This window comes from Treponema sp. R8-4-B8, from assembly GCF_054786175.1.
On record NZ_BDHE01000487.1, the window covers coordinates 295,838 to 315,810 of the forward strand.

13 protein-coding genes and 1 tRNA gene are annotated in these 19,973 nt (G+C 41.6%); 8 read left to right on the plus strand and 6 right to left on the minus strand.

The genetic code is table 11. The annotated features are described in order from the left end of the window. Position 1: 1 nt before the first annotated feature. The 3 genes from ACYVRA_RS14550 to pyrH are packed head-to-tail and all read left to right on the plus strand — an operon-like array spanning position 2 to position 2,916. Positions 2-490, plus strand: a complete 489-nt coding sequence (locus tag ACYVRA_RS14550; protein ID WP_461253448.1) for a hypothetical protein — start codon at positions 2-4, stop codon at positions 488-490. Continuing rightward, positions 480-2,198, plus strand: coding sequence for an IPT/TIG domain-containing protein (locus tag ACYVRA_RS14555; protein WP_461253449.1), 1,719 nt, complete (start codon positions 480-482; stop codon positions 2,196-2,198). The genes ACYVRA_RS14550 and ACYVRA_RS14555 overlap by 11 nt, the downstream gene beginning before the upstream one ends. Positions 2,199-2,229: 31 nt before the next feature. Then, positions 2,230-2,916, plus strand: a complete 687-nt coding sequence (gene pyrH, locus ACYVRA_RS14560) for a UMP kinase (protein WP_461253450.1) — start codon at positions 2,230-2,232, stop codon at positions 2,914-2,916. A 30-nt stretch (positions 2,917-2,946) separates the two neighbouring features. Here the strand turns inward: pyrH and ACYVRA_RS14565 are convergent, their stop codons facing one another. The 5 genes from ACYVRA_RS14565 to ACYVRA_RS14585 form a co-directional block, all read right to left on the minus strand. Continuing rightward, positions 2,947-4,485 carry a bifunctional metallophosphatase/5'-nucleotidase gene (locus ACYVRA_RS14565; RefSeq protein WP_461253451.1) on the minus strand — a complete coding sequence of 513 codons (1,539 nt, stop codon included), beginning with the start codon at positions 4,483-4,485 and terminating at the stop codon, positions 2,947-2,949. A 14-nt stretch (positions 4,486-4,499) separates the two neighbouring features. Continuing rightward, positions 4,500-5,774, minus strand: coding sequence for a CNNM domain-containing protein (locus ACYVRA_RS14570; RefSeq protein WP_461253452.1), 1,275 nt, complete (start codon positions 5,772-5,774; stop codon positions 4,500-4,502). A gap of 7 nt (positions 5,775-5,781) precedes the next feature. Then, positions 5,782-5,853 (minus strand) — tRNA-Cys (locus ACYVRA_RS14575). Between the two features lie 144 nt (positions 5,854-5,997). Continuing rightward, positions 5,998-8,967, minus strand: a complete 2,970-nt coding sequence (locus ACYVRA_RS14580) for an Eco57I restriction-modification methylase domain-containing protein (RefSeq protein WP_461253453.1) — start codon at positions 8,965-8,967, stop codon at positions 5,998-6,000. A gap of 140 nt (positions 8,968-9,107) precedes the next feature. Continuing rightward, complete coding sequence (locus ACYVRA_RS14585) at positions 9,108-11,678, minus strand: helicase-related protein (RefSeq protein WP_461253454.1); 2,571 nt, start codon at positions 11,676-11,678, stop codon at positions 9,108-9,110. A gap of 81 nt (positions 11,679-11,759) precedes the next feature. Here ACYVRA_RS14585 and ppdK point away from each other — a divergent pair, with 81 nt between their 5' ends. The 5 genes from ppdK to ACYVRA_RS14610 all read left to right on the plus strand — a co-directional run bounded on the left by ppdK (position 11,760) and on the right by ACYVRA_RS14610 (position 19,593). Next, positions 11,760-14,657 carry a pyruvate, phosphate dikinase gene (ppdK, locus tag ACYVRA_RS14590; RefSeq protein ID WP_461253455.1) on the plus strand — a complete coding sequence of 966 codons (2,898 nt, stop codon included), beginning with the start codon at positions 11,760-11,762 and terminating at the stop codon, positions 14,655-14,657. A 194-nt stretch (positions 14,658-14,851) separates the two neighbouring features. Beyond that, positions 14,852-17,302, plus strand: coding sequence for an ATP-binding protein (locus ACYVRA_RS14595; RefSeq protein ID WP_461253456.1), 2,451 nt, complete (start codon positions 14,852-14,854; stop codon positions 17,300-17,302). Between the two features lie 212 nt (positions 17,303-17,514). Next, complete coding sequence (locus tag ACYVRA_RS14600) at positions 17,515-18,366, plus strand: flagellar hook-basal body protein (RefSeq protein WP_461253457.1); 852 nt, start codon at positions 17,515-17,517, stop codon at positions 18,364-18,366. A 26-nt stretch (positions 18,367-18,392) separates the two neighbouring features. After that, positions 18,393-19,193 carry a flagellar basal-body rod protein FlgG gene (gene flgG / locus ACYVRA_RS14605; RefSeq protein WP_461253458.1) on the plus strand — a complete coding sequence of 267 codons (801 nt, stop codon included), beginning with the start codon at positions 18,393-18,395 and terminating at the stop codon, positions 19,191-19,193. Between the two features lie 4 nt (positions 19,194-19,197). Next, entirely contained in the window at positions 19,198-19,593 is a 396-nt protein-coding gene (locus ACYVRA_RS14610) for a rod-binding protein (RefSeq protein ID WP_461253459.1), read from the plus strand. A 35-nt stretch (positions 19,594-19,628) separates the two neighbouring features. Here the strand turns inward: ACYVRA_RS14610 and ACYVRA_RS14615 are convergent. Beyond that, a partial coding sequence (locus ACYVRA_RS14615) for a hypothetical protein (protein WP_461253460.1) occupies positions 19,629-19,973 on the minus strand: 345 nt, incomplete at its 5' end.

Here is a 19,973-nt window from a genome sequence, read left to right on the forward strand (position 1 = left end):
AATGATACGCTATCTTTCTTTTTTAAGCGCTTTATTTATACTTGCAACCAGCGTCTGTTTTGAGGCGTGGTCTCAACCGGTAGGTTCGGGAATGATGCCGGAATTCAGAAGGCAGGCGTTAGTTTTGGACATTAACGCAAGAGCTCTTGAAAATGAAGAAGTTATTTGGACTGATTCTCATCAAAAAATAACCATACCGGGAACTCCTGTGGGCATTCGTCTTGTCGGTTCAAATATTATTGTAGCGGTACAATTTACCCCGTTCATCCGCCGCAATGGAAATGTAATGGTTGCCCAGGGACAGATTTGGATTAATGATCCGGAAAAAGGCGTAAGTTATTATACGTCGATTCAAACAATTCCTATGGAATTTAACGAACCTATTTATTTCTTTCCGCTTGGCGCGTCGCCGCAGTCAAACTCATCTATAGAAATAAAACTGACGGTAAACCCATATAAAGAAACATCCACCGCAGAAAATGATAAGTAATATAAAATATTTTATCGTATGCCGACTCAAACAGCCGCGAATAAAAATAAAACGGCAAATATTTATTTTCTTGCCTGTGTTATTCGCTCTTTTTATTTCATGCGGCGCAAAAGTTCCGGTTATAACGTCTATCGATCCGAAATTCGGCAGAATGGGAGAGATAATCACTCTTACGGGAGATAATTTTGGCGCGTCACGCGATGAATCTTATGTTACTATCGCGGGTATTTCGCCGACAAACTCATCATACTATTTATGGCAGGACAATTTAATAATTTTAAAAGTTCCCGAATTAGGCGAATCAGGACTGGTCTATGTGCGCGCGAAAGGGAGAAAGAGCAATGGCGTGCTTTTTTCCAATTCTGCTTCAGTGCCTCGGCCTGTTGACGGCGAAGAATTGGGGCTTGAACCAAAAATCGCGTCCGTCACGCCGCAAATTGGCGCGCCGGGGACTCTAATAACAATTACGGGAAATAATTTTGGCATAACACGCGAAAACTCCTTTGACTCTGGCGCGGGAGTTTTCTTTTCTTGGGATTATGAATCAGGGGCGTATAATCCCTTTGCCGTAAGAGAGCCGGAATTTATCGAAGTATCAGAAACTGAAATGGGTTATGAATACTGGAGCGCGCGCGAAATACGGGTGCGTCTGCCGGACGGGGCAGTCAGCGGAAATCTTGAAATAAGAACGCCTCACGGCAAATCGCGCAGTGTCTTTTTTGACGTTGGCGGAAAACCCGGCGTTAAAACAATAAAGGATAAACGCAGTTATACGATAACATACTCAGTTGACATCAGAGTCATTGAAGCTTCAAAGCCGAATACCCTATACTTGTGGATACCAAAACCGGTTGTCTCCCCTTCTCAAAGAAATGTCATTCTTGTTTCACGTAACATTGAACCTTTTATGGAGGATCACAAGGGGGTTAGCCTTTATAAATTGGACAGTCTTGGAACGGGGACGAATCAGTCTGTCAATCTTTCCTACAGAGTTGAAGTATACGCCGTAGAGTCGGGAATAAAGCCGCTTTCCATCAAACAGGAAACAACGGCGCTTTCCAAGACTCACACTCAAAGCACAAGTTTAATTCCAAGCGATAACCAGAAAATCAAGACGGCGGTTAATTCAATTTTAGGCAGGGAACAAAACCCGTATTTAAAAGCAAAAATCATATATGAATGGATAATTAACAATGTGCAAATTTCAGATTCGGCATTTTCCGCCGATCTTATTGACGCGCTGGAAAAGAGGAAATGCGATCCATACGCCGCCGCCTTGCTTTATACCGCGATGGCCCGCGCCGCAGGCGTTCCGTGTATTCCTGTCGCTGGCGTTTTAATAAATCAAAATGGGCAAACAATACGCCATTACTGGGCTGAATTCTGGATAGACGGTTTTGGCTGGCTGCCGGTTGATCCCGTAATGGGCGCGGGAGCAGTTCAATTGACGGACAGCGCAAATCCGCGCCCCGAAGAGATGTTAACCGCGCGTGATTTGGCGAACTTTTACTTTGGCAATATTGACAACCAGCGCATAACGTTCTCCAGGGGAGAGCCTGTACTTTTGCAGATTGAAAGCCGAGGCAGGCTTGTTTCGCGTCCGCAGTCATATTCATTGCAAAATATTTGGGAAGAATCCGTAGGGGGGCTTGAATCGTATTCCAGCCTTTGGGGAGACATTATAATTAGCGGAATCTACATTCGCTAAAATGTAAGCGCTATAAAATCAGGAGGTTGTTATGGTTACAGTTATTTCGTTGGGGGGGTCAATTGTCGCGCCTAAAGAGGTTGATGTGGAGTTTTTAAAAAACTTTACAGGCGTTATTCGCTCATTTATAGAAGCGGATTCAAACAGGCGCTTTATTTTTGTCGTGGGCGGCGGCGGCCCCGCGCGAATTTGGCAGAACGCATACCGGGAAATTTCAGCGGGCGGCGTAAAGGACGAAGAAGCGGACTGGATAGGGATTATGGCTACAAGACTGAACGCGCAATTAATAAAAGCGGTTATGGGCGAATGGTGCGCCCAGGAAGTGGTTACAAACCCGAATGAAGTTGCCCCATTAACGGGCAAAGTGCTTGTAGCCGCCGGCTGGAAACCCGGGTTTTCAACGGATTACGACGCGGTGCTGTTAGCTGAACGTTTTGGCGCCCAGATGCTGATAAACCTTTCAAATATAGAAAAGGTTTACACTGCGGATCCAAAGACTGACCCAAACGCGCGCCCGATTGATAAAATAACGTGGGCGGATTTTCGCGCTATGGTCGGCGATGAATGGGTTCCCGGAAAAAATGTTCCGTTTGATCCAATTGCCAGCCGCCACGCGGAGAAAATCGGCTTAAAAGTTATTTGCGCCGCCGGTAAAAATCTTGACAACTTAAAGAAAATTCTTAATGACGAAGATTTTACCGGCACAACTATTTACTGATACAACTGAAAATTTTAATTTTTAGTTGTTCTATTTTGCTCCGCCTAAAATTGTCATCCTTCCATCGGTTACGGGCTTTATTGTCTTATTTGCTTTAATGTATTCCGTTACGACATATGAAAGTAAAATAGAAGTGTTTAAACGATCCGTTGCGGCTAACATTGGCGTATAACCGTCTCCGCCGCCAAGAATGTAATCGTTGGTACAAATACGGTATATGCGGTTAGTATCAACAGGTTGGCCACCGATAGTAAGATCTTTTATCACGCCCTTGCCCGAAGTTTTGTCGATTGTAAAACGCACGTCGCCTGAAATTTGCGGAAATCCCCCGTTACCCTGCGGAATTGTCGCGATAAAGTCAAATAATTTAATTACTTGCGAGCCAGTCATTGAAACTACATAAAGGTAATTATCAAAGGGAAGCACCGTTAAAATATCTTCCTGCGTTATCGGCCCTTTTTTAAGCTCGGCGCGGATATTTCCTCCGTTATGAAATGCGAAATCAATTTGTTGTTTGCTTATATTCCGCAAATACCACACATTCGCGTCGGTAATCATGTTGCCAATCGCCGTCTCCTGATACCGCGTTAGGCGATTTCCAAATACGAATGTGTCGGAAGCTTCTCCTATTACCGCTTTTAAGGCGGTTCCGGCTTTTTCGATATAAGGCTTAAGCATTTCTATAATGTGTTCATCCGGTCTGACTGCTATCGAAACCCATTCAAAACCGGTAAGCTTTCCGTTACGCACGGAAATTCTTCCAAAACCCATGTACTTTCCCATTTCATAAGCGGTTACTATCCACGTGTCCCCAATTCTTTTTGGCCTTTCAAAATATGAATGTGAATGACCGTCCACTAAAATGTCTATTCCTTCAACTGCAGCCGCAAGGTCAATAGACGTTATGTGATCTTCGGCTTCTTTCACGTCGCCCATATGGACTAAACCGATAACAATATCGACTTTTTCAGTGTTACGCAGAAAATTAACCACGTCGCGGGCGGCGTCAATTTCATTGACAAACACAAGGGATTTATCGGGATTTGCGATTACTTGAGTGCGTAAAGTCGTAATACCGAATATGCCTACGGAAAAATTATTGTATTGCTTTACAAGATACATGTTGCCGCCAAGATATGAACCGTCCTGTTTTTTTATATTGGATGAAACAAACGGAAAATCAGCAAGGTCGATTTGCTTGTTAAGTTTTTCCATATTGCCGTCAAATTCGTGATTGCCAAAAGTTATCGCGTCATAACCCATCATATTATACGCGCGGATAACCGGCTCGGCGTCAAACATATTGGATAGGGCGCTGCCTGTGTTAAAATCACCCGCGTCAACAAGAAGAACCTGCGGATTAACGGATTTTACCACATTAACAACAGTCGCCATTTCCGCAATGACAGGGCGTCCGTCGCTTGCAACTAACGCTCCATGAAAATCGTTAGTGTGAAGAAGAACAAGTTCCCCGCTTCTGCCGATACTGGAACCTTCCCTGATAGGCGCGGCGTATAAAATGCCCGTCAATAAAAAGACAACTAATAAAAAATACCCTCTCTTTTTCATATCCTTATCTCCTTTTAATAATTATTTTCTTTTTTTTCAAACGCGACTGTAACATTTACTTCCATTACTCTTTGTTTTATAACCTTTATTACTTTTATTGTCAAATTTTGCCATGTTAGAATCTCGTTAATTTGAGGCAGTCTTCCAAGATTTTCCATAATCCAATTTGCAATTGTCGTGTCGGGTATTTCCGTATCTCCATAAGACCCGGCAATTGCCTCCAGCATATCCTTAAAACTTACGCCACCCAGCACCGTAAAACTGCCGTCACTTTCTTTTTTAACATTCACTACCACTTCATCATGTTCGTCCCAAATCTCGCCAACCAGTTCTTCCACAATATCTTCTATTGTAACAATTCCTAAAGTGCCGCCATACTCGTCAACTACTACCGCCATATAAGCCTGTTTTTTCTGCATTGTTTTTAAAAGTTTCCCGACTTTAATTGTCTTTGCAATATAAACAACGGGCTTAATAATTTCCGTCGGCGTTTTATGCCCCTTCATAACCTGATGATAAAAATCTTTTATTATAATAATTCCTTTTATGTTATCAATTGTATCCCGAAAAACGGGAATCCGCGAAAATCCCGTTTCTATAAATTTGCTGTCGATTTCCTCTACGGTGGCAGTAATAGGCACCGCCTTAACATCAATGCGCGGGGTAAAAATATCAGAAACTTCCAAGTCGTCAAATTCGATAACCTGGCGGATCATCTGTTCTTCCTGGACATTAATAGCCCCTTCCTGCCTTACTTCTTCCACATACGTCAACAGCTCGTCTTCCGTAGTTAAACGATTCATCTTTACAGGGAAAATTTTTAAAAGGAATTTTTTCCAAAAACCGACAAGCGCGTTTAACGGCGTTAAAAGAAAAACAAAAAATCGCAAAAGCGGGGCGTTCCTAAGCGCAGTTAATTCCGGCGTTTCCTTTGCCAGCGTTTTTGGTGAAATGTCGCCAAAAACCAGCACAAAAATAGTCATAATTACAGTGGCAATGCTTACCCCTTTTGCCTCTCCAAAAATTCCGATAAAAAAAGCCGTAGCAAGCGCGGACGCGGTGATATTTACGATATTATTGCCGATTAACACCGTGGACAGTATTTTGTCATAAGCCTCAAGCAGTTTTAACGCAAGCCGCGCCCTTTTGCTTTTAACCGCAAGATTTTTAAGTTTAATGCGATTTAACGCCGAATAAGCCATTTCAGACGCCGAAAAGAACATGGATAGAATCAATAGAACGAAAAGAGAAATTCCCAAAATTAAATAATATGAGTGCGAATTATTCATAATTAAGAGGCGCCGATCGGAATCGAACCGATGCATAACGGTTTTGCAGACCGCTCCCTTACCGCTTGGGTACGGCGCCTGAGATAAATGTAATAAAAGCGGCGGAAAATGTCAATTAGGCGGGAGAGGGAAGAATTTTACCCCGAACCACACGAAGCAAGAGAGCGAACCAAAAGGGATTTTAGCTTACCACAAGGTACAGGAGTCAGCCTTACGATGACCGTTATTTATCATTGTTATTTACATCTATTATATTAATCTCATCATCAGTTAAATTATAAAGTTGATATACCGCTTTATCTATTGCCTTGTCTATTCCTTCAATTTCTCCTGAAATAATAATTTTTAATTGTTTATTAGGCTCGGCGGCTTCTTTTTGCTTGAGTTCAAGCATTTTGTCTACTAGCTTAGAAATTTCGTCCTGAGTTTTTTTATCAGTTTTAGGTATAGGAAGTTTGCCTATTCCATTGGCAAAATATTCAAATACGCCATTTCCAGTTTGTTTACCAATTGATTTATAGCGAAATGTAAGCAGTTTTGAATTTAATAATGCTAATAAATACTTTAAGGAATAATCTTTACTAGTCCCGAATATTACTGTTGTGTTGGTTAATCCAATATAATCATTGGTTTCATCTAAAAAGAAAGAATTTTCTTTGCTTCTATATGAACACCAAATTTTTGGCAAATGATAATATTCTTTATGCATAGGACGGGAATATCGCCACCACGCTCTGCCTTCATTCTTTACAGTTGCTCTCTCTTTAAGCATTTTTCTATTTTCATTAAGATGATTCTGTATTGAAACAGGCAAGTCTTTAAAGTTTTCAATATCTTCAAAAAACAATAAATAATCAGGATTGTTTTTTAAAAAATACCGTTCTATATTTTCACCAATCATACGTTTTTTAATAAACTTTTTTGGAAATTGCTTCGGATATGCTTTAAATATAAACACATCATTTGCCGCAGTCTCCATCCCCTTACCGACAAGACAAATATCTTGTAACAAAGGATGAGTTCCGTCAATTTTTTTATTTATTTTAACAGTATTTGAATCATCTAACGCAAAAACACTATTTTTTTCAAACTTTACTTTGTAATAATTTCCCTTGCTGTTAATGTATTCCAGTAACTCATTAATACTGTATTTTTTATCTTTTAGCACTGCTACCTGAATCCCCGTATGTTCACTTTGAAAAATAAAAATACCCGTGGTAATGCCTACACCCTCAAAAACTTGAAACTGTTCAAAGTTTACAATTTTAGCAAGCCTACCGTCATCTATGATTTTATTTCGCAATTTCTGTGCCTTATCGGAAAACAAGAACGCGTTGGATAAAATAAAACCTATGTTTCCTTTTGACAACTGCATTGCTTTAACAAGAAAATAAAAAAGAATATCGCTTTTATCTTGCCAAATATAATCATATTTCTTTTGGATATACCGCGCTATTTCAGAACCGGCTCCCAAAGTTTGTATATTGAAATACGGCGGATTACCTATCACCACATCAAAACCGCCCGTCTTGAAAATATCGGCAAATTTCTTTTCCCAATCAAAACAATTTACTTTGATCCGATCATCATCGGTGAGGTCAAGGTTTGGCTGTATGTAAAAATCCGTTCCTACCAAACTGTTGCCGCTTTTGATATTATCCTCAAGAGATGGAAGGAGTGCCATGTCCGTGTATTTAAATAATTGTTCTGAACTTTCGCTGCTTTCGTCTTCCAATAGTTTTAAGTATAAAGACAGTTTGGTAACTTCAACCGCCTGATTGTCTATGTCAACGCCGAAAATGTTATTGGTTAAAATACGCTGTCTTTCATCTATTGTCAGCCTATATGTATTATGTCCCGCTTCGAATATTTTTTTGTTTTTCAACGATGTTGTTAAATTCTTTTCCTGCGTGTAATAATCAAGGTGATAATTTAATAAATATTTATATGCGCCAACCAAAAATGAGCCTGAACCGCAAGCGGGGTCGCAAATTTTTATAACGGCTATTTCTTCCGGTTTTTTATTCTTTATTTTCTCTCCAACGGTGTTTTTAACTATATAATCAACTATATACTGCGGAGTGTAAAATACCCCTCCCGCTTTTTTAACTTCTGGTTTTTGCTCTACGATTGCGGTATGAACGGCAACTTTGCTGCCGCTGTCGCCTTTTATCCCTCTAAAATGAATGGTACTGCCTAAAAACTTTTCGTAAATGCTTCCAAGAATTTCAATGGGCAGTACGGAAAATTCATAGGGACATTCAGGGTAATATAAATTGACGATAATATTGGATAAGATTTTATCGTCAATGATTACTTTTTCCAGCCATTCTTCATAAGTAAAAAGCTCTGAATTATATCTTACGTTAGCCTTTGTAAAAAGCAAATTTAATTTTTCGTATATGTTTGTTGATTTAGAAACCGTAAGAAGGATATTTTCATCTTCAATGCCTCTGTCTTCGGCTATCCGTAAAAATACAATTCGGTCTATAATTCTTTGTACTGTTGTATTTAAATTGTAAATGGATAAATTGGGATTGTTTTTAGCTATGTTTTTGGCTAATGTAATTCGCCATTCTTCTACAAGGGCAAGAAGTTCGGCATCTACTTCCGATGTGCCTTTTTTGTTTTTATTTTCCATGGCATAATTGTCAAAACTTCCTTTGTAAACAGCTTCTCTGGAAAAAATATTATAAAGAAAATCAAACTTTTTTTCATAATCATTAAATGTAAAATAATCTATACGGGCTACGCTTGCCTTGTCGTTTTTATCGGGTTTAATTCTTGTGTCGTAAATGGCAAATTCTTCAAAATCGGTTAAAATAGAAAGTGGAAGTTTTGCCGTGTAAGCATAGCGCCGGACTTGATATGCTGGGGAAGCGGCGTCTTTTATGTTAATAGACGGCTTTTTTGCTTCGACAAAAAATTTTCTTGCTCCGCCCATTCTAAAACAGTAATCGGGAGCTTTTTTTGTGCCGTCTATTCTAACTTTGTCCTCACGGATAACATCACGGTATATTTCAGATATACCTTGATTATTTGAAACATCCCAATCAAGCAGCGTAAAAAGTTTGTCGATAAAGTCGGTTCTTGTGTTTGATTCGTCATAATTTATGTTTTTATATTCGGCGATATTTTTAGTAAAATTTGAGACTAGAAGTTTTAATTGTTCAAGGCGGTCACTTTGAGTCATGGGTTATTATAACGTATATTGACTTTTAAAGGCAAGAAAGCGGTGTCAACCCCTGCCATTTCCGTTTATTAAAAACTTCCCTCTCTTTCTTCGTGTTCTTCTCTTTCTCCGTGCCCTTTGTGTGAAACTCTTCCGTATAATCACCCTAAATAATCCGATAGCCTGCGATAACACTGATTCACGACAGATTTCTGCTCCAGATCAACTTCTTCACCTAACTCGTCAATCAATGATTCAAGGCTGGAAAGGCTTTCGTTCAGGCAGGTATGGAAGCCGCGTGAGGCTCTAAACCAATAATTTCCGTCTCCGTCCGTGAAAAGACCTAAAAAGCCAAGTTCTTTTGAATTTTTTTTCCATATAATAGGCTTTGCGAGATCGTCTAAATGTTTTATCAGGGCGGAAAGTTTTTCATGCGAATTAAAGTTTTCTTTACGTGGCAATTTGCGGGAAAAAGCGCCGTCTACGTCTAAAACGGGAGCGAGAGAGAGCAAGAGATTGAGTTTTTCTCCGGCAAGAAGATTGTATTGGTTCTTTACCGTAATTTTTCCTTTTATGCTCTTAAAACCTTTTTCGTTTGATAAATTATTTTTAATGCGTTCAAGTTTTTCCCACGGAAGAATTACGGTTTTCTTTCCTTTTACAGTGACAATTTCAAACACTTCACCTGAAATTTTTATGTTATTGGTAAAATCGCGAGTTTTCTTTTGCTTTTCACGGCCGTCAGCGAATTTTCCGTCAGCGTCGCTTGAGAAAAGCCCAGGCCTTATTCTATTTAACACTTCTTTTGAAAGCGGAGAAACAGACATCGCGTACATTTTTGACGTGCGTACAATTTCTCCGGCGACAATAAATAGGGGATCCATGCGGAACATTACAGATCCCGGATGAATTATTATTTTATCTGCCGTTAGACTGCGGTATGAGCCGATTTTACCCCGCGATTCACCGTGCCCTCTTTCGCGGACGCAGACAAATTGAATCATTCCGCGACCTATACAGCATAAATAGTCGTCAATTTCGTCAGAGGAGAGCGGTTGCGCTCTTTGGTGTACGGGAATTTTCATCTTGGCAAGAATTTCTTCGAGTTGCGCGGTTACATTCACTATTTCCGCCATTGCGCGCTCGTCAAGATAACTTTTTTCGCAGAATTTTAATTTATTTGTCGAATCATTGTACGCTTTATAGAGTTTTAAATACGAAACAAAATCGCCGTTATCATCGCGGAAACGGTGATGGGCTTGTCTCGCGTCGGTTTCTTCGCCGGGAGGAAGGATATAAGGGCTTTGCGTTGATAAAAACGCAGACGCGATTAGCGTTTCTTTGATCACATCGGGATATTTTAGTATCGCTTCTACAATTATTCTTGATTGACGCGGCGCGAGCGGGAATTCCGTCATTAATTTGCCGATATTTGACAAACTGCGGTCTTTTTCAAGCGCGTCTAGCAGTTTTAACGTCTCTATTCCTCCAATTAATCCCTCTCTTTCAGGCGCGGCAATAAAATTAAAGTTTTCAAAATCGGTAATTCCAAGATCCGCCATCCTTAAAATTACTTCCGACAAATCAGTGCGGAAAATTTCTTCGGTAGTGTACAATTGCCTTTGTTCAAAATCTTTGCGCGTGTATAACCGGTAACAGGTTCCTTCGCGCGTTCTTCCCGCCCTTCCCTTGCGCTGGTTCGCCGACGCGATAGAAATTGGCGATTCAATAAGGCTGGATGTAAATGTTTTGGGATTATACCAGTTTATTTTTGCCAATCCCGAATCAATTACGGCGGTAATTCCATCAATAGTGACGGAAGTTTCGGCAATATTTGTTGAAATAACAACTTTTGTTTTTCCCTTTGGAGGGTCTTCAAATACTTTTTCCTGCTCTTCTTTTCCAAGTCTGCCGTACAATGGGACAAGGTGTAAAAATTTTCCCACAGAGCAAAAAGTAAGCCTTGATATGCAGTCTTTTATCATTTTTTCGCCTGAAAGAAAAATTAATATGTCTCCTTCGCGTTTTTCACTTATAAAGCGTGTAGTAATTGTCTCGATTTTTAATAAAATTGCCTCATCTTTGTTGTTTATTTGCCTTCTATCACTTGTTTTTTCACGATTTTTTTCTTCTCTTTCTTCCGATTCGCTTGTTAAAACAGGATCATAAATCAACGTCACAGGAAAACGTTGGGCTTCTATCTTTACAATGGGGCAATTATTAAAGTATTCGGAAAAAATTTCCGCGTTTATAGTCGCGGAAGATATGATCACTTTAAAATCACGTCTGCTTTCAAGAACTCTTTTTAGCAATCCAAGGATAAAATCGATGTTTAAACTTCGTTCATGCGCCTCATCAACGATTAAAACGCCGTATTTTGACAGCCAAGGATCGATTTTCATCTCCTGAAGGAGCATTCCGTCGGTCATTATTTTTATTTTTGTCTCATGATTGGTCTGATCGGCGAATCTCATCTTGTATCCAATGAGTCCCGGTATCGTAGTGCCTGTTTGACGCGCGATAAATTCGCTTACTGATACCGCGGCAATACGGCGAGGCTGGGTTACTCCTATGATTCCGTTCTTTGTATATCCCGCTTCATAAAGTATCACGGGAAGCTGAGTTGTCTTTCCGGAGCCGGTCGGACTCTCCACGACAAGCGCTTGATTATTTTCAAGCATTGACAAAATTTTTTTCTGATTTTTGTAGACAGGAAGTTCAATATAGTTCATAATATTTATAATAGCGACTTGATAAAAAAAAATATAGTTGCTATTATTTATTCATCATGATATATTTAAGAGGGGGATATAATGGCAAATAAAAAAAATGTGTACTTCTTCGGAAAAGGAAAAGCCGAAGGAGACGCGAAGATGAAATCGATTTTAGGAGGCAAGGGCGCTAACCTTGCCGAGATGACTAATCTTGGAATTCCTGTTCCGCCAGGCTTTACTATTTCTATAGATGTGTGCGCCGCTTATTATGAAAATAAAAATACGTATCCAAAAGGGCTTAAAGAAGAAGTAGAAGCGAATCTTAAAAGACTTGAAACCATGATGAATAAAAAACTTGGCGATCCTAATGATCCGCTTTTGGTTTCAGTCCGCTCTGGAGCGGCAATGTCCATGCCCGGCATGATGGATACTATCCTTAATCTTGGGATAAGCGATAAATCAGTTAAAGGGCTTGCGGCAAAAACAGGCAATCCGCGTTTTGCGTGGGACGCTTACCGCCGTTTTATTCAAATGTACGGCGACGTAGTAATGGGCGTCAAGCATGAATTATTTGAGGAAGCTATTCATTCAATTAAAAAAGAAAAGAAAATAGAGCTTGATACCGACCTTACAGCTTCCGATCTTGAAAAACTTGTCGGTGAATACAAAAAAATCGTTAAAAATAATTCCGGTAAAGATTTCCCGCAGGCTCCGCTTGATCAACTTTGGGGCGCGATAAACGCTGTTTTTGGCTCATGGATGAGTAAACGCGCCGTTACTTACCGCAAACTGGAACATATTGTCAACCTAAAAGGGACTGCGGTAAATGTCCAATCGATGGTTTTTGGCAATTTCGGCGATGATTCGGGGACTGGAGTATGCTTTAGCAGAGACCCAAGCACTGGTATTAATGAATTTTACGGCGAATATTTAATGAACGCGCAGGGAGAAGACGTAGTTGCCGGTATCAGAACGCCTGAAAGAATTGCTACGCTGGCAAAAAAGAATCCTACCATATATAAAGAACTTGTATTAATAAAAAACCGTCTTGAACAGCATTTTAAAGATATGCAGGACATGGAATTTACCGTTCAACAGGGCGTTCTTTACATTCTGCAAACAAGAAACGGCAAACGCGCCGGAACCGCCGCTGTAAAATGCGCGGTCGATATGGTAGCTGAAGGCTTAATCGACAAAAAAACCGCTATTATGCGCGTTACTCCCGCCCTTCTTGACCAACTATTACACCCAATGATCGATTATAAGGCGCAAAAACAGGCAAAAGCCCTAACAAAGGGGCTAAACGCTTCTCCGGGCGCCGGTTCGGGCAGAATCGTTTTTAACGCAAAAGATGCGGAGGCTTGGCACCAAAGAGGCGAAAAAGTACTTTTGGTTCGTAAAGATACAAGCCCCGAAGACATAGGTGGAATGGTTGTTTCGCAGGGTATTCTTACATCGACGGGCGGAATGACAAGCCACGCCGCCGTTGTAGCCCGCGGCATGGGGACTCCTTGCGTTGCCGGCGCAAAAAGCGTTTTAGTGCAAGGTACTACGGTCGAAATCGGCGGAAAAATATTTAATGAAGGCGATTGGATAACCATAGACGGCACTTGCGGTGAAGTATACGAAGGCAAGTTGCCGCTGGTCGCGCCTACAATTTCTAAAGATGTAAATACATTCCTTAAATGGTGCGATGATATACGCGCCGGAACGATTCGCGGCAAAGTTAAAGGTTTTGCCGTCAGAACTAACGCCGATCAGCCTGAAGACGCAAAAAGAGCGTTTGATTTTGGCGCTCAGGGTATTGGTCTTTGCCGCACGGAGCATATGTTCTTTCACAAGGATAAACTCATTCACTTCCGCGCGATGATTGTCGCGGAAACGGAAGAGGAGAGAAAAGAGCAGCTAAAGAAGATCCTTCCCCTTCAACAGAAAGATTTCTTCGGCATTTTCAAGGCAATGGAAGGCCGCCCTGTAACAATCAGGCTTTTAGACCCGCCGCTTCATGAATTTGTTCCCCACACAAAAGAAGAAATTGAAGAATTAGCGGAGCATTTAAACATCAGCGTAGATAAATTAACTTCCAAGATTGAAGTTCTTAGAGAAAGTAACCCGATGTTAGGGCATCGCGGTTGCCGTTTGGCGGTAACATACCCCGAAATCTACGATATGCAGGTAGAGGCTATCGCCCTTGCCGCCGCAGATTGTGCAAAACAAAAAATTCCGGTACATCCTGAAATTATGATACCAATTGTCGTAACCGCGAGAGAGCTTAAATTATTGCGTCCCAACGCCGAAAAAATACTTGAAAAAGTGTTTACTGCGGCGGGCGTAAAAGTTCCCGTTACCATTGGCACGATGATTGAAGTTCCGCGCGCCGCGATTCGCTCAGCGCATATTGCAAAGTACGCGGACTTTTTCAGTTTTGGAACAAACGATCTTACGCAGATGACCTTTGCTTTTAGCCGCGATGACATTGCGTCGTTCCTGCCTACCTATCTGGAAAAAAATGTTCTTGACGTTGATCCGTTCAAGACCATTGATCAGGATGGAGTAGGCAGTTTGATTCAATTCGCGATTAAAGAAGGCCGATCTGTAAAACCGGATCTCAAGATGGGGATCTGCGGAGAACACGGCGGAGATCCCGCGTCTATAGATTTTTGCTATAGGGCGGGGTTGAGCTATGTATCATGTTCACCATTCCGGGTGCCGTTAGCACGTCTTGCCGGCGCGCAAGCTGTTATCAACAATTCCGGAAATAATATATTGGGAGGGGAGTCAGGAAAGACTAAACCTGCCACTGCCACGGTGAAAGGCAGTAAAAAACCTGTTAGGGAGGACAAGAAGATGGCAGTAACATCTGCGAAGAAACCCGCTGCGAAGAAACCCGCAGCCAAGAAGCCCGCGAAGAAAACCGCGGCAAAGAAACCCGCGAAGAAAACTGCGGCAAAAAAGCCCGCGAAGAAAACCGCGGCAAAGAAAACTGCGGCAAAATAACCGCAGTCAAGAACCTCAAAGTAATTCTTTAATTTGAGGTTTTTTGTTATTTAAAAAGATTTTTTACAAAAAACCTGGTCATAGGAAGCAGCTCCCGTTGGGTGTTGTTTACAGGCCAGGTTTTTTTATTTAAAGAAATAAAATTTATTTAATATGTATTAACAAAAATCAATAATATATGGTAGAATATTAATATGCGTGAACTTCAAAAAAACCAAAAGATTATTCGTCTAAAGATACTAATAATCGTCATTGCTACAGCAATTGTTATAAATGTTGCAAGTCTTGCGGTAGGCTCCTTGTTTCTTACGCGCAGCATAAGCAGGGCTATGGAATCTGATATGCTGGTTACGGTTGATATTGCAGATCAATATGTAACAAATGAAATTAAAATGTTAAAATATGACGCTGAAAATGCCACAGATGACATAAAAGCGTATATTGCTACAGACGCATCCTTACCGGATACGGACAGACTTGGGCGGATATGCGCGAAATATCCGGTATTTACCGGTCTTGCCGTTTTTAATAAAACAAATCTATTGGTTTCTTGCGGGAAATCGCAAATTTCTCCCGAATTGATCCAAGAGCCTTTTATGCAAACTGCCATAAAAGGCGGCTCTGTTATTTCAACAACCATGTATGCTCCCGATGGAGAGCTTGTTATGTATGTTTCAATTCCGATAAATGACAATCTTGTTTTGGCGGCGGTTCTGCCGGGTTTTTACTTTAGCAATTTACTGTCCAAGTTTATTTTCTGGAACTCCGGCCATTTATTTATTCATGACGCGGAGGGCGATACTGTTTCCAATTACCGCGAAGACTGGGTACAACAGAGAATAAATTTTTTAAAATTGGCAAAAACTGACAAGCGTTACGACAGCGTATCCGTTGTGATAAAGCGCGGGATTGACAAAGAGCGCGGCACGGGCAGGTTCGTCCTTGATGGCATGCACAGAATGTACGCCATCCGCCCCGTATCAAGCGTTAATGAAGGCTGGTTTGTCGGCGTTGTCGCCCCATTAAATGAAAGCGTATTAAGGGAAGTTCCGGGCAGTTTATTGCTTATGGGGATAATTACATTGCTCCTTAGCATACCCGCCGCCATTGCAGCCTCTGTCATACTAAGGCGCCCATACGAAGAAATTGACCATTTGCGAGAAGCGGCGGAAGCGATGTCGTCTTCAAAATCAAAATTTTTGGCGACTATGAGCCACGAGATACGCACTCCGATGAACAGTATCCTAGGTTTTTCGGAGTTTGCGCTTGATAATGAAATATCGCCTAAAGTGAGGGATTATTTAACTAAAATAAAAATTAACATCGAATGGCTTATACATATTATTAACGATATTCTTGATATTTCCAAAGTTGAATCCGGCAAAATGGAACTGGAAAAAATACCTTTTGACATGCATGAACTGTTTTCAAGCTGCCGTACTTTAATTATGCCCAAGGCTGTCGAAAAAGGCATTATGCTGCATTTCTACGTTGAGCCAAGCATGGGGAAAAAACCGTTAGGCGATCCTACAAGACTCCGTCAGGTGCTTGTGAACCTTCTGTCCAATGCCGTTAAGTTTACAAATACGGGCATGGTAAAACTTAACGCCGTGTTGAGGGCTATGGACGAGAAGACTATAACAATGTTCTTTGAGGTAAAAGATTCAGGCATTGGGATGACCCCTGAAGAAATTAATAAAATATTTGATCCGTTTACGCAAGCCGAAGCTGCGACAACCAGAGTATACGGCGGTACCGGCCTTGGGCTGGCCATTACAAAAGACATTGTGGAAATGATGGGCGGCAAGCTTGCGGTAGAAAGCAACCCCGGCATTGGCAGCAGATTCAGCTTTGAATTGGTTTTTGATACCGTAGACGCCGAGCATGAGCGTTTATTTGAAGATCAAATGGTTATTCACGAGCTTGATAAACCGGCGTTTGAAGGCGAAGTTTTATTATGCGAAGACAATCCTATGAATCAACAGGTTGTTTATGAGCATTTGGCAAGAGTCGGACTGACCACTATTATTGCCGATAACGGCCTAAAAGGTTATGAATTGGTAAAAAGAAGGCAGGAAAACAATGAAAAGCAATTTGACTTGATTTTTATGGATATGCACATGCCTGTTATGGACGGGCTTGAAGCGTCAACAAAAATCAAGGAACTGGATACGGGCGTTCCCATAGTGGCGATGACGGCGAATATTATGTTTAATGACAGGGAAATTTACAAAAACAGCGGCATGATTGAATGTGTCGGGAAGCCTTTTACCTCGCAGGAACTGTGGCGCTGCCTTATGAAGTATTTTACGCCCAAAATACCGGGTTCTGAGTATAAGAACACTAAACTGGAAGCGAGCATTGAATTTCAAAGGAAGCTGCAAGTTTTGTTTGTGAAGGGCAATCAGGACAAATATCAAGAAATTGTTGACGCTCTGGAAGCCGATGATATTGTACTGGCGCACAGGCTTGCCCATTCATTAAAAAGCGACGCCGGCAATGTAGGCAAAATTATCCTTCAAACAGCCGCCACCACCGTAGAACAGAACCTAAAAAACGGTAAAAAACTGGTAACAGCGGAACAATTGAATATCCTCAAAATGGAGCTAGACTTGGTACTTAATGAATTTAAATCTATTGGTTAAGAGTTCACACAAAGAACACTAAGGAAGAGAAGATCACAAAGAAGAATCAGGGGTTTATGTCCGTTATCTTATCGTGAAGTCCACGCTGAACCTTCGGACAAAAACCCCTAATCCCCCTTTGTGATCTTTGTACCTTTGTGATCTTTGTGTGAAATTTATCGATTAAATCCCTAATTTCAAATGCCGATAATTTAGCATGGACGGAGGTTTTTGTGATTAGAGGATGGTTTACGGGCGCTAGCGGGATGAGGGCTCAGCAGTGGCGGCTTGACGCGGTGGCGAATAATCTGGCAAATGTGGATACTACCGGTTATAAGAAGGATGTGGCGTCTTTTAAGGCGTTTCCAGAGATGCTTTTAAGGCGGGTGGATGATGACGGGGTTTACAAGCACCCCTTTGGTTCTGCGGATGCCATGCCGATTGTCGGGAAACTTGGCACAGGCGTCGAATTAAATGAATTATTTACGGTTTTTACTCAGGGAGCCCCAAAAGAGACCCAAAGCGACTTTGATTTGATGCTTGAGGGCAATGGGTTTTTCTCTGTGGCGACGCCCTACGGCGAAAGATATACAAGAAATGGCACTTTTGTACTTGGTAAGGAAGGGTATCTTGAAACTAAGGACGGTTTTCCTTTACTGGGAGAAAATGGCCCTATCAGGGTAAAAGCAAATAATTTTAAGGTTGATAATGAGGGCAGGGTATGGATCAACGCCGCCTATCCTGATGAGCCGGATGTTATGGTAGGAAGAGAGGCTAATCAGTGGGAAGAACTGGTTTTGCTGGATACCCTAAAAATTGTTGAATTCGAGCTGGATCGCTATCTTGAAAAACAGGGAACCAGTCTTTACCGCGAAAGTGAAACATCAGGCCCAGCAAGGACTATGGACGCGGTAAGCCGGCCTACGGTAAGACAGGGATTTGTTGAGGCGGCGAATGTTGATCCGGTAACTGAAATGGTTCAAATGATCGAAGTAAACCGTTCTTATGAGGCGAATCAAAAGATTATTCAGTCTGAGGATTCTGCATTGGGAACGTTGATAAATCAAGTGGCAAAATTTGGCTAATAGAAAATAATTAAGAGAGGATAAAAATGGTTAGGAGTTTATGGACAGGAGCGTCCGGCATGATCGGGCAGCAGTCGAATATCGATACGATTTCAAACAACCTTGCAAACGTGAATACCCACGGGTATAAAAAACAACGCGCCGATTTTGAAGACCTTATTTATCAGACGGTGAGAACAGCGGGAACTCCCGCCACGGAAGATACCGTAGTTCCGGTAGGCATTCAAATGGGGCATGGCGTTAAGCTGGCGGATACTCAAAGGGTTTTTGAGCAGGGAGCGCTACAAAATACCGGCGTCGCCACAGACATGGCGATTACTGGCGAAGGTTTTTTTAAGATACAGACTTATGACGGCACTATGGCGTATACCCGTAACGGAAACTTTAAGGTTGACTCTGACGGGCGTATGGTTACAGGCAACGGTTATTGGCTTATCCCGGATATAATGATGCCGGAGCTTTTTTTGCCGGATAGCATCAATGTTACCAAAGACGGCAGGGTAAGCGTAAAAGTTCCGCGAGACGGCGCGGAAGTTGAGGTTGACGTAGGCAGAATCGAACTGTACCGTTTTCCAAACCCGGTAGGCCTTACCGCGATTGGCGAAAATCTGTTCAGGGTCAGCCAGGCTTCGGGCGAGGCGATTCCCGGCATTCCCGGTTATGAGGGCATGGGGCAGATTCAACACAAATTTTTGGAAATGTCAAATGTCGCGGTTGTTCAGGAAATGGTCAATCTGATTGTCGCCCAACGCGCCTATGAATTTAATTCTAAAACAATTCAAACAAGCGACAGTATGCTTGGAACTGCGACTACATTAAAGAGGTAAATAGATGGACATAGCCGGACTTGATTTTAATAACCCAGCGTCACTTTACGCTGATAACATTCGGTTCGCGTCAACTCCGGCTGTCCACAGCCCAGATAAATTTGCCGAGGCGCTGAAAAGAGCTTCAGCTAACAATAACGTTGTTGAGAGACGCGCAGGTGAGGAGCCTATTGATAAAGAAGACAAGCTCTACCAGTTGTGCCTTGAACTAGAGACATTCCTAGTTAAAAATCTTTTAACAAGCATGAGAAATACGGTGCAAAAATCGGGGCTTGTAGACGACAGCTTTGCCGGTAAAATGTACGAAGATATGCTCTACGATGAATACGCCAAAGATTTTACCAAGAGCGCCAATTTCGGGCTTGCCGAACAGGCTTACAGGCAGTTAAAAGTTGTTTAAACAGACAAGGCAAACCGTATAATATTATTTCATGATTATTCTGTAAATCTTATCTTGTAGTAATTCGCCTCATTCATTAACAGATAGGCCATAACTTCCTGCTCATTGGTTATCTTCGCTGCTTGTTTTTCAGTCCCGTTTGGCCAATATGTTTTCAATTCGGAGAGGCTGTAATCGTCAAAATTTGAATCGGGCGTTTTATCTATCGCAAACGAATATTTTGCCTCGGTATTCGCCGAAGCTCCCGCGAATATAATAAGATAATCTTTAAAATACTTGGGAACTGTAATCTTAGCGGAATACAATTTATTTCCGCCGGAAGTTTTAAAATAATACGCCTTGCCGTTTGGGACGATTATTATGCCGTTTATTACAAAGTC

Excerpts from the sequence above, each read along its gene's own strand:
- ACYVRA_RS14550 (WP_461253448.1), top strand. The coding sequence starts at position 2 with ATGATACGCTATCTTTCTTTTTTAAGCGCTTTATTTATACTTGCAACC.
- ACYVRA_RS14555 (WP_461253449.1), top strand. The coding sequence starts at position 480 with ATGATAAGTAATATAAAATATTTTATCGTATGCCGACTCAAACAGCCG.
- pyrH (WP_461253450.1), top strand. The coding sequence starts at position 2,230 with ATGGTTACAGTTATTTCGTTGGGGGGGTCAATTGTCGCGCCTAAAGAG.
- ACYVRA_RS14565 (WP_461253451.1), bottom strand. The coding sequence starts at position 4,485 with ATGAAAAAGAGAGGGTATTTTTTATTAGTTGTCTTTTTATTGACGGGC.
- ACYVRA_RS14570 (WP_461253452.1), bottom strand. The coding sequence starts at position 5,774 with ATGAATAATTCGCACTCATATTATTTAATTTTGGGAATTTCTCTTTTC.
- ACYVRA_RS14580 (WP_461253453.1), bottom strand. The coding sequence starts at position 8,967 with ATGACTCAAAGTGACCGCCTTGAACAATTAAAACTTCTAGTCTCAAAT.
- ACYVRA_RS14585 (WP_461253454.1), bottom strand. The coding sequence starts at position 11,678 with ATGAACTATATTGAACTTCCTGTCTACAAAAATCAGAAAAAAATTTTG.
- ppdK (WP_461253455.1), top strand. The coding sequence starts at position 11,760 with ATGGCAAATAAAAAAAATGTGTACTTCTTCGGAAAAGGAAAAGCCGAA.
- ACYVRA_RS14595 (WP_461253456.1), top strand. The coding sequence starts at position 14,852 with ATGCGTGAACTTCAAAAAAACCAAAAGATTATTCGTCTAAAGATACTA.
- flgG (WP_461253458.1), top strand. The coding sequence starts at position 18,393 with ATGGTTAGGAGTTTATGGACAGGAGCGTCCGGCATGATCGGGCAGCAG.
- ACYVRA_RS14610 (WP_461253459.1), top strand. The coding sequence starts at position 19,198 with ATGGACATAGCCGGACTTGATTTTAATAACCCAGCGTCACTTTACGCT.